General features: G+C 26.4%; 9 protein-coding genes. 1 reads left to right on the forward strand and 8 read right to left on the reverse strand.

Annotation, left to right across the window (positions count from 1 at the left end; all coding sequences use genetic code 11):
- Positions 1–13: 13 nt before the first annotated feature.
- Together pta and I0K12_RS20515 are read right to left on the reverse strand one after the other, a co-directional pair.
- A complete protein-coding gene (pta, locus tag I0K12_RS20510) occupies positions 14–2,107 on the reverse strand; it encodes a phosphate acetyltransferase (RefSeq protein ID WP_196890056.1) in 2,094 nt (697 codons plus the stop codon).
- Between the two features lie 172 nt (positions 2,108–2,279).
- Positions 2,280–4,109, reverse strand: coding sequence for a type II CAAX endopeptidase family protein (locus I0K12_RS20515; protein WP_196890057.1), 1,830 nt, complete (start codon positions 4,107–4,109; stop codon positions 2,280–2,282).
- A gap of 156 nt (positions 4,110–4,265) precedes the next feature.
- Between I0K12_RS20515 and folE the strand changes: the two genes are divergently transcribed.
- Positions 4,266–4,910: a GTP cyclohydrolase I FolE gene (gene folE / locus I0K12_RS20520; RefSeq protein WP_196890058.1), complete on the forward strand. Its 645-nt coding sequence runs from the start codon at positions 4,266–4,268 to the stop codon at positions 4,908–4,910.
- A 40-nt stretch (positions 4,911–4,950) separates the two neighbouring features.
- Here the strand turns inward: folE and I0K12_RS20525 are convergent, their stop codons facing one another.
- The 6 genes from I0K12_RS20525 to I0K12_RS20550 form a co-directional block, all read right to left on the reverse strand.
- Positions 4,951–6,615, reverse strand: a complete 1,665-nt coding sequence (locus I0K12_RS20525; RefSeq protein ID WP_196890059.1) for a hypothetical protein — start codon at positions 6,613–6,615, stop codon at positions 4,951–4,953.
- Between the two features lie 203 nt (positions 6,616–6,818).
- Complete coding sequence (locus I0K12_RS20530) at positions 6,819–7,385, reverse strand: hypothetical protein (protein WP_196890060.1); 567 nt, start codon at positions 7,383–7,385, stop codon at positions 6,819–6,821.
- A gap of 55 nt (positions 7,386–7,440) precedes the next feature.
- Complete coding sequence (locus I0K12_RS20535; protein ID WP_196890061.1) at positions 7,441–8,052, reverse strand: hypothetical protein; 612 nt, start codon at positions 8,050–8,052, stop codon at positions 7,441–7,443.
- Positions 8,053–8,193: 141 nt separating this feature from the next.
- A complete protein-coding gene (locus tag I0K12_RS20540; protein ID WP_196890062.1) occupies positions 8,194–9,879 on the reverse strand; it encodes a S41 family peptidase in 1,686 nt (561 codons plus the stop codon).
- A gap of 182 nt (positions 9,880–10,061) precedes the next feature.
- Entirely contained in the window at positions 10,062–10,484 is a 423-nt protein-coding gene (locus tag I0K12_RS20545) for a hypothetical protein (protein WP_196890063.1), read from the reverse strand.
- 60 nt (positions 10,485–10,544) lie between these two features.
- Positions 10,545–11,042: a hypothetical protein gene (locus I0K12_RS20550; RefSeq protein WP_196890064.1), complete on the reverse strand. Its 498-nt coding sequence runs from the start codon at positions 11,040–11,042 to the stop codon at positions 10,545–10,547.
- Between the last annotated feature and the right edge of the window lie 175 nt (positions 11,043–11,217).

Consider the following 11,217-nt stretch of genomic DNA (forward strand, 5'->3'; position numbering starts at 1 on the left):
TTTTTGTTTAAAATTATAATCCTTGCGCTTGAATCGCAGTAAGAATTACAGTATTATAAATATCATCTACCGTACATCCACGACTTAAATCATTTACAGGAGCATTTAAACCTTGTAACATCGGTCCAATTGCTAAAGCTCCAGTTTCTCTTTGTACAGCTTTATAAGTATTATTTCCAGTATTTAAATCAGGGAAAATTAAAACATTTGCTTGTCCTGCAACTTCCGAATCTGGCAATTTACTCTTACCAACATTGAAATCTACAGCCGCATCATATTGAATTGGTCCTTCAACTTTTAGTTCTGGACGCATTTTCTTCACGATTTCTGTTGCTGTTCTAACTTTATCTACATCTTCTCCTTTCCCTGAAGTTCCTGAAGAATATGAAAGCATTGCAACTCTTGGTTCAATTCCAAAAGCTTTTGCTGATTCTGCTGAAGAAATTGCAATTTCTGCTAATTGAGAAGCTGTTGGATTTGGATTAATCGCACAATCTCCAAACACAGAAACTCTATCTTCTAAACACATAAAGAATACAGAAGAAACTACAGAAACATTTGGTTTTGTTTTAATGAATTGTAATGCTGGACGAATTGTATGTTGCGTTGTATGTGCAGCTCCAGAAACCATTCCATCAGCTAGACCTTTATACACCATCATCGTTCCAAAATAAGATACATCTGCCATCATATCTTTCGCCATATCCATGTTGACATTTTTGTGTTTTCTTAAATTATAGAAAGTTTCCACAAAATCAGTATAATATTTTGACTCCACAGGATTGATGATGTCTACTTTATCATAATCGATTGTAATTCCAAGAACAGCAGCCTTTCTCTGAATTCTGTCAATATCTCCTAAAAGCGTAACTTTTACAATATCAACATACGAAAGACGTGCAGCAGCTTCTAAAACTCTTTCATCAGCTCCTTCTGGAAGTACGATATGTTTTTTCTCTTTTCTTGCTCTTTGTACTAAATTGTATTGGAACATTCTAGGTGTAATTCCATTCGACTCAAATGTGATTAATTTTTCAGCTAAACGATCTGGCTCTACATATTCATCAAAAGTTTTTAGAGAAGTTAAGATTTTATCTTTGTTATTTGCGTAAATTTTCGAATCGATTGATCCTACTTTGTTTGCAGTTGCGAAAGTTCCGTCTTCTACAGAAATAATAGGAACAATTCGAGAAAGACCTTCAATTAATTTTACAATCGAATCTTCTGGAATCAATCCTCCAGTCAGAACAATTCCTGAAACTTTTGGATAATTTGCAGATAAATTTGCTTGTAAAGCTCCTAAAATAATATCAGCTCTATCACCTGGTGTAATTACTAAATTATCTTGTTTTAAATGCGTCAGATAATTTCTTAATTGCATTGCTCCAACATTCACATTTTCAACTTGGTTGTTTAAATATTCTTCACCAAGAATCACATGAGCTTCCAAAGCTTCTACAATTTCCTTTACAGTAGGATTCGAAAGTGCAGCAATTTTAGGAATTGCTTCTACAATAATATTTTTTGGAAGATTATTTTCAATTCCGTTTTTAACTAATTCAATATTTTGAACTTCAACTTTATTAGCAATTACAGAAAGAACTTCCACTTCTTTTTCTTTGAAAGAATCATAAGCAATATGAATACTTCCAACCAATTCTTCTAAAGTTTTTCCGATACCAGAACCAACAATAATTGCTGGTATTCCAAGGTTTTTAGCGACTAAAACATTTACATCCATTTCAATTACCAATCCTTCACCAGAAAAATCCGTTCCTTCTACTAAAACAAAATCAAAACGTTCTTCTAAGGCTTTAAACTTTTGGATAATTGTATCGATAACATCACCAACTTTTCCACTGTTCCGTTTTGCAACAATCTCACTTCTTTTGAATGCATATGCTTCTTCAAATTTTAAGTCAATTTCAAAATGAGATAAAACAGTATCAATATGATTATCTGTTTCTCCTTCTTTAAAATCATCAATAATAGGACGGAAATATCCAACACTTGCAGTTCGTCCTAAAAGCATACGCATTAGACCTAGTGTTACGATGGATTTTCCACTATTTGGTTCGCTTGTTGCAATATAAATCGCCTTACTCATAATCAAAAATTTTGTGATACAAAGATACTTCTTAATTCACTTTTAACCTTAGAAAACAAGCAAAATTTTGTTAAGAAAACCTTATGTTTTTAGTGTAATTCGGATTAATTTTTACTGCAATGAGAAATGTCAGTTTATAGTGTTAAAATTTGAAAATATTTTTTATCAAAAATTAGAAGTTTGTAAGAGAATAGAGTACAACCATATTATTTATTCCGTGAAAAACAATATTTGCTAATAAACTTTGTCCTTTTTTTGCTACGATTCCGAGAATAAAACCAAAAATAAAATAGAAGATAAAAAGTTGTAGACTTCCGTGAACTAAACCAAAAAGACAAGCTTGAAAAATATTAGCCAATCTAAAACCAATATGTTTTTCTACAGAACCAAGAATGATTCCTCTAAAAATTGTTTCTTCATAAATAGGCACAATAATCGCTACAAGTAGGAAAGCTACTGGAAAACCGTATTCTTTAAGAACAGCTGCAACTTCTTCTTTTGCTGCTGAGAAATAAGATATATTTACAACTTCTTCTACATGGAAAATATAATCAAGACCTTTTAGTAAAAGACTATTAAAAATCACGAAAATAAAACCATAAAGAACCATATTATAAATACTAAAATCTGAGTTATAATAATATTCAAGTCTTTTTTTGTTTAAAGTAAAAAGTGTAGTGATAAACATTAGAAAGACAAAGAAAATCATTTCATGAGCTTGTGCTAAAGTCGAAATTGCTTGCTCAGTATAACTTTCTACTTCTCCAACTTTTAAATAAATAGCAATAAAATCTTGATATTCAAAAACGAAAACAACTAAAGAAGTTGCCAATAAATAACAAAAACTTACATACCAGAAAAATCGAATTGACCAATCAAAAGGAGTTTTACGAATAATTTTAATATTTCGATTTTTTAAAACAACTTCAAGTCCAATAATTGGTAAAATCCATAGAAAAGGAATCAATAGGAGGCAAGCTATAAATCCTATAAAAATCAAAACATGAAGAACTTCTGACCATTTCCATGTTGAGGTAGGATCTTTAAAGAAAATATCAAGGCGTTTAATTCCGAAAAAATCATCTTTTGGATTTAACTGTTGTAATCTTCTATAAGTTTCTATTGTAGTTTCTGGGTCTGAATATTTAATGTCAAAGTTTAATAATTCTTGTAAATGCGCAATTTTATTCCAATTTCCAACAGTATCTTTTACCAAAAATTTTCTGGCTAATTTATACTCATGATTTTGTTCGAATAATTTTGCTACATGTTTATTTAAAACATAAGTAGAATCTTCCTTTAAAACTCTTTTATAAGTATTTGAAGCTAAATCAACTTTACCTATTTCAAATAATAAGTTCGCTTTTTTGCTTAATTCGCTTATATGATGATTTTTATCCAAGCTATTTGTCAGAACTTCAGTTGCGGTATTTTTATTACCCATTTTATAATGAGCTCTTGCAATAATAAAAGAATAGTCTTTTTTAGGATTAAATTGTGCAGCATTTTCAGCATATTTAATAGCTAATTTATTGTTTTTTTCTAAATATAAATTTGCTAAATGCTCATAAACAATACTTTTTTGATTGTTAGTCCAATTTCCTTTATTAGTTTTAATTAAATATTCCGCATTTTCTAGAATTTGTTTATGTTTTGCAGGAGAAAGATGATTTAATTGGTAAAGAATCGTTTTAGGATGATTTCTAAATTGACTATAAATTTGGTTTTGAAATTGTGCTAATTTCCGAAGGTTTTCTTGTTTGGAAGAATCTGAATTATCCTGATTTTCTATATATTTTTCTAGAAAAAGACATCTTTGAATTTGACTTTCTAAATCTTCAGGATTTTTTTGAATCGAATCTTCATATTTTTTTAAATAATATTGAAATTGAGCTTTGTTTGAATCTTCAATCTTATTGTATAAATATTCAGCATTATTATTCTGCGAAAAACAAAAAATAACATTTAATAACAATAAAATTTTCACTACAAATCTACTCATACGACCCTTTAAAATTATTAACCTTTAATATAGTGAAATATTATGTTATTGTTTTGAAAAAATGAATTTACTTTTCTTTTGAGATATAATTATTTGTTATCTAGGAATTTATAGTTGATTTTCTTAATTTAGGAATACAAGTCTAATATTTTACTTATGAAAAACAATAAAGAGAGATTTTCGTCAAAAAAACTTGCAATCACGCCAATGAGTGAAAATGCTTTTGACATCTCTGATGAAGAGAAAATGGAATTGATAGAAAAAGACGTAAGACATATAATGGAAGTTTTAGGTTTAGACTTAAAAGACGATAGTTTGAAGAATACCCCCCGACGAGTAGCAAAATCTTTTGTGCTTGAATTGTTTTCAGGATTGGACCCGAAGAAAAAACCAGTCACTTCTTCCTTTTTAAATTCGTATCAATATAATGAAATGGTTGTGGAGAAAAATATAGTTGTCTATTCAACTTGCGAGCATCATTTGCTTCCAATTATTGGAGTGGCTCATGTAGCGTATATTTCTTCAGGAAAAATAATTGGATTATCGAAAATGAATCGAATTGTGAATTATTTTTCAAAACGTCCGCAAGTTCAAGAAAGACTAACTTTGCAGATTGTAGAAGAACTTCAAGATATTTTGCAAACGGAAGATATAGCTTGTATGATTGATGCTAAGCATTTGTGTGTAAATTCAAGAGGAATTAAAGATATTTCTAGTAATACTATTACAAGTGAGTTTCGAGGGAAATTTAAAGAACAAAAATTTAAGGATGAATTTCTAAATTATATTAGAATGTCTTAAAAACAGAAAAAGCTTAAACTAAATTGTTTAAGCTTTTTTTTTATTCAATTATAAAATTATTGTCTTTTTGTGTTAGTTTATTATTCTCATCCAAATATTTAAGATAATAACTGAAATCTGCGGAACACTTTTTTGCAATTTCTACTTTGTTTTTCGAAATATTGGTATTCATCGTGTTTTGAATTGTAATGGCACTAATATTACAAGGTTGTTTAAAATAGTTTCCTTCAATATTTATAGAGTTGATGAGGTCATTTTTATCGTCATAAGGATTGCTGAAAATAATCGAACTTATAGCAAAATCAATTCCTGTTCTTGAAGAGTAAATTTCATTAAACGAAGAATTTTTAATACTAATATTTTCAATATCAAATCCTTTTTTTAGATTAATATTTTTTTCAAATTTAAGCGCATATTTTACATTTCGTTTGAACTTTAAATTATCAAAACTCAAGTTTTCACCAGAATAAATGCTAATTGCATTGTTGTGATTGTTTTCAAAAATAGAATTTGAGATTTCAAACCCTTGATTGTTTTGAGATTTTGAATAAACTAAAATTTTATTTAAATATCTTTTTCTATCAGATTTGATATTAGTATTGTTTTTAAAAGTAATTAGATAATCTGTATTGTTTTGTTTTACAACGGAAGAAATCCTATTTTCTCCAATTTCTTCTCCACTTTTTTCATTATAAAAAACAAGAATATCATCCTTTTGAAGATTTATGCTGTTTGTATTTTTTATTTTTAAAATCACCTGATTTTCGCTCAATTTCTTTTTTAATTTCAAAGGATCTTTTTCTACTGAAACAACATCTTTTCCTAAAGCTTCAAAATAAGAATTTGAAATCGACACCTTTTCTCTATTATTTTTTACAATAATTCCCATTGCCGAAGCTGAAAACAATCGATTCTTTTTTGTTTTTACTTTTAACATATCAATATTTGTTTCAGAATTTTCAATATTAATAACGTGAAAAGGAGTAGAGTAGATGACGATATTTTGGATATTTATAGAATTTGAGTTTTCGATATTAATCAATCCTTTAAAATCCTTTTTTGCTCCAATAAATAAAAATGTATCTCCAGGTTCAATATTTCCAGGGTTTTGAAAAGTTATACTAGCATTGGAGTTATTAATCCTACTTATTTCCGAAACATTATAAAATGGTCTTGTATCTTTTTTAGGGTGTTTGCCGCTTATTTTATCATTTACTAAACCAAAATAAATATCAGTATTATTTACAATTCGTTGAAAAGCAGGATAACCTTCATCTGTTCGGACTTTTATTGTTTTTTTATCTTTTGATACGGAAGTAATAATTCCTTGCGAAAAAGGAAGTGTATTAAAGTCGAAATACAGATTTTTTAAAGTAATACGATCTGAAGCTTCAATATGAATTAGTTTTTTATAATTGTCTAGTTTAAATTTTGCATTATTGAAGTTTAAAACCAAATCGTGATAATTATTCAATTGCATTAAGTATTTAGATTCTTCCTTTACTCTTAAAACGTATTCTTTATTTTCAAAAATTATCTCCGTCTCTTTTTTAGAATCATAAGCTTCTTTTAAAGCATTCTGAATTTTTTCAGAATCATTAATTCCTTTCATTTCTTTCACAAAAATCTTGTTATTAGATGTTTGACTAAAAATGAAAAAAGAGAAAAATAAAAATAAAGTTGTAAACTGCCATGTTCTTTTCATATCCATACGTTTTTTATTAAAGTATAACATATTAAAAATACGTTTTAGTATTTACATTTCAAATTTTAAGTCAAGAAGATTCATTGAGTTTTATAGCATTTTTTAATAATTGTCTTTGTTTTCTTCAGTTTATTTTTTTGATTGATATAGATTGAAACGAAAAAGAGTTGAAGTTTTAATTCTTCAACTCTTTTTGTGGAATTTTATTTAAAATTTCTTTCAGTCGGAATAGGATCATAAGGAATTTGTAAAATACCTTTTTTGAATTTCAATTCTATTTTTGTAGTGTCAGACAAACTTTTATACGTTTTTGCACTCATTTCTATATCTTCAAAACCATCATCTAAAAGGAAAAGTTTTTTTGTTTCATAACTATAATATCCGATTTTAATTGTTCGGTTAATTTCACCTTCATCTTTTATTTTATTAATCATCAAAGAAACACCAGTTATGATATTATAAGAGTTCCAAGTTAAAAATAGCCCAAACAAAGGTCCAAAAAATAAAATTTGAACATATTTTTTATTTATAAAACTTAATTTTTCACTTAATTTCCTAGGCTTTATTAGAAATAAAATCAAAATATAAAAAAACAGAAAAATTAGAAAAATCTGAAATTTCGTAATCGTAATAGAGGATTGGAAAATATCAATGTCATGTTTGAAATATTCATTAAAGAGATAATCAATTTTTACAATAAAAGTATAAACTATGATGAAAATTATTATGTTTAAAAGACTTCTTAAAATTCCTTTTGTTTTTGTATTCATGCTTTTTTTTGACTTTTATAAGATTATTTTGATAAAATATTTTCAAATTTAAAATTTACCAAGCTCCTTTAGTATTAGAAATTGTTTTCCTTTTAATATTACTGATTTTACTCAACTCCTTTATTGTTCTTTTCGCAAGTTTATCATATGCCGATTGTGGAGAGTCAATAATATAAGTGTCTTCATCAGGAGCTGAGATGTAAACCTTATTACTAATATTCCAAATTTCTTTCTTCTGTTTTAAATCAATTATACTTAATTTTTGTTCTACTAAACCTTCATGATTTTCATCGGTTTCGTTCCAGTTTATTATATATCCAACAAGTAAATATTCACTATCTATAATTTTACTGATGTCTTCAATTAATTCATCTGGAATGTTGTTTGGTAGAGCATATATTTTATTTTTAGTAAAAATAGAATCTACCGATTTAGGTTTGATAATAGATTTAATAAGACTTGTATCTAATTTTTCAATAAATAAATCTGTACTTATTTTTCGCACATTTGAATCCGTAGAAATAAATGGATAAATAGCCATTTTTTTATCTTCATTTATAGTGAAATTTTCAATAGCTTTTGTTGAATTTAAATAATACGTTCTGAAAGTACAGCTACTAAAACTAAAAACGATTGCTAAAATCGAAAGTAATTTAATGATTTTCATAGTTTTTTTGAAGTTTAAATTTTGCTTAAATAATTTAATTAAACTATAACTTTATAAAAACGTATAAAATTATAGTTAAAAAACACTCTTTAAAGCAAAAATCAAACCAAAATACGTATTTTAGTTATTTTAATAATGGTGTTAATTATCTTTTTTAATAATCTCAATTGCTTTTTCTATATAAAGATTAGAGTTATTATTCTTAGCTTGTTCAGATATTTTCACATCAATTTTCAATCCTTTTCTTTGCACACCAACGTTATCAGGATAATAAGCTCCCATTCCCGTAAAATCAACATAAGTTCCGTCGATTAAATCAATTTGATTACGATTCATAACTGCTCCAAAAGTTTGTTCCCCGATGGTGATACAATTTGGAGCGCACTGTATTTCCATCCCAATAAATTCAGCAAGACTTCCAGTTTTTCTGTCAACAATTAAAACAATTTTTCCTTTATAATAGTTTTTATTATTTTTCCCTGCAGCTGAATTATCAATAATAAAATTAAATTTCCAATTACTTTCATATTTTCCGTAAGAAGGATACATAGGAGCTAAGTATTTTACATAAACTTTCTTTTTAGGATAAATATATTTTGCAATATCCTTTGGCATTATTTGTTTTGGATAATTTCTTAAATCAATTATAATCCCATTTGTTTTTTCGAATTGTTTAAAAGCATTTTTTAATTCTTTTTTAGAGATTTTCTCAAGATTTAAATAGCCAATTCCTTTTTCAATTTCAAACCAATTTTTGGATGTTGTCTTCTTTTTTCTGTTTTTATATATTTCTTTGTACGATTTTAATTGAATGTACTTTTTACTTATATGTCCGTTTTTTTTAAAAATTTCAACATAAATCGAATCCTCTTTTGATGCTAAATGAAATAATATGTCTTGAAAACTTCTCAAATAATTATCATTAGAAGCACTAATTACTTTTGAAAATTTATTCTCATAGTAATTTTTAAATTCTATATTATTTACTTTATAAATTACATCTCCAATATTCAAAGAGTCTTTTCTGAAAATTTCTTCATTATGAATTTTAGTAATCACCAAAGAATCATTTACAATTCTACCACCAAAACTTGGGAAATATTTCAGAGATTTTAAAGTCTTACTAAATTTATAATCTGAATGCGAATCATTTAAATATGAAATGATAATTTCCTTTGCTTTTTCAAAGTTTTCTTTTCCTTCTTTTTTAAAATCTATTATAGAAAGTTTTAAAACTTTTGACCATTTTATTTCAGTCAGATGAATATTGACATTCCAGTATTTCATTTGATTCCAAAACGAAGCCAAAAACAAATATCTATGAGCAATGTTATTCACATCAAAATTTTCTAGTTTTTTGTCATTTTCAAAAGAAACATCTTTGGTAATACTATTTATCGTAGCATAAAATTGTTTTTTTACAAGATTGAATTCTATTTGCTTTAATTTACTTTCAAGTTTTTCATCAAAACCAGAATTAGTAATCCAATTAACATCGTTGTTTAACTTGAAAATATTCTTTTTATTAATGAAATCCTTTTTTCGTTTAATTTTTTCTTTTCCTGATTCAAATTTCGAAATCCAATCGAATAATTCCTGATTTATTTTTTTTCTATCTGAGATATTTTGAAGCTTATTAAATTCCTCGATAAACTCTTTATTATAATCATAATCTCCTTTTGCAATTTTTGGATTATGATATTTTAATAATCCCCAGATTTGTATAAAATTTTTGAATTTTTCATTTTCTGTTACATTTTGTGCTGTAACGTGCATAGTTGTAAATAACAGAATTAGTATAAAACTAATCTTAATTATTTTATTCATAGTAATTTTTAATTTTTTGGTAATAAATATTCTGTGAAAATAGAAAAAAGCCTTTAAATAGAGATTTAAAAGCTAAAAGATATGTTTTTTATTTAACGTTTATCAGGTCCAGAATAACCTCCTTTCATTAAACTAGAATCATTTTTTTCATAACAAATGTGTACTAATATATAAACTGAATTTTAATAATTATATTCCAAAGGCTCGTCCCAATTTTCCAGATTAATAATAATCTTATCAGAATTTTCATCTTGAATTTTACTCAAATCGAAATTTAAAAGCAATTCTTTCAAAGCTTCACAATTATCATTATCATCAAAAGCTAATCGAATATTTTTCTGTAAAGGATCTGTAGTTAAATAACTATCTGAAGTTACTAAATCATAAGAAACCGTTCCACAACCACCACCATAATCTATTGTAATAGTTAGAATATCATTATTAATATATGCATTGTCTATTGTAAACGGATCCTTTGGTCCAGAAGTAAATATATTATTATCAATTCTTATTTCACTTGAATTTGTAAGCAATGGTTTTTCTTCATCTTTGACACAGCTTATCGTTAAAAGAAGAATTGTAGCAGATAGTAATATTTTTTTCATTTTATTATAAATTATTTACTTTTTAAAAATCGCATAAATATATTGAGATTTTTGAGATATTTATTTTTCAATAAGTTTAAAATCGGACAAGCCAATATGGTAAATCATATATGGCCACATTTCAGTTGCTGATGCATTTGGGAATAAACCTACATTTGATGTATTCTCAAATTCACCATCTTCCTCTCTTTGAATGTCAGAAACGTATTCTAAAATATATTTGGTTCTGTTTTTTGCTTTTAAAACTATTTTCATGTTTTTTTCTTTTTCCTCTTCAGTATCTCCAGTTGTGGCATAACAAAAATAAAATTCAATAGTATTTTCTTCATAGTTTTCGGTTTCAGAAAATAGTTCATCTTCAAATAAATTTACAACTCCTCTGTATTCTTCAAATTTGATTATGCTGTAATTAAAGTTAATAGAATCTGTTGGGTATAATTTAATTGTAAACTTACTCCCTAAAGGAAATGCAAAACCTTTTGCTGGTTCTGTCGGTAATTCTTGTGAAAATAAATTAAAGCATGAAATAAAACTAAGAATTAATAATATGTTTTTCATTTTTTTAAATTTAAGTTGAACGATTTATATTTTTGGTTTTCTATTTCTAATTGAATCTGTTTAAAAATATATATTTAAGAATCAATTGAATAAAAAAAGCTGTAAAAGATTATATTGTTGGCTCTGACACAAACAAAAATCAATTACAGCATGGAAACAAAATTACCAAAAAAAA

Origin of the sequence: Aureivirga sp. CE67, from assembly GCF_015767245.1 — a bacterium.
Lineage (GTDB): Bacteria > Bacteroidota > Bacteroidia > Flavobacteriales > Flavobacteriaceae > Aureivirga.

Coding starts and splice junctions, on each gene's coding strand:
- pta (WP_196890056.1), bottom strand. CDS start 2,107: ATGAGTAAGGCGATTTATATTGCAACAAGCGAACCAAATAGTGGAAAA.
- I0K12_RS20515 (WP_196890057.1), bottom strand. CDS start 4,109: ATGAGTAGATTTGTAGTGAAAATTTTATTGTTATTAAATGTTATTTTT.
- folE (WP_196890058.1), top strand. CDS start 4,266: ATGAAAAACAATAAAGAGAGATTTTCGTCAAAAAAACTTGCAATCACG.
- I0K12_RS20525 (WP_196890059.1), bottom strand. CDS start 6,615: ATGAAAAGAACATGGCAGTTTACAACTTTATTTTTATTTTTCTCTTTT.
- I0K12_RS20530 (WP_196890060.1), bottom strand. CDS start 7,385: ATGAATACAAAAACAAAAGGAATTTTAAGAAGTCTTTTAAACATAATA.
- I0K12_RS20535 (WP_196890061.1), bottom strand. CDS start 8,052: ATGAAAATCATTAAATTACTTTCGATTTTAGCAATCGTTTTTAGTTTT.
- I0K12_RS20540 (WP_196890062.1), bottom strand. CDS start 9,879: ATGAATAAAATAATTAAGATTAGTTTTATACTAATTCTGTTATTTACA.
- I0K12_RS20545 (WP_196890063.1), bottom strand. CDS start 10,484: ATGAAAAAAATATTACTATCTGCTACAATTCTTCTTTTAACGATAAGC.
- I0K12_RS20550 (WP_196890064.1), bottom strand. CDS start 11,042: ATGAAAAACATATTATTAATTCTTAGTTTTATTTCATGCTTTAATTTA.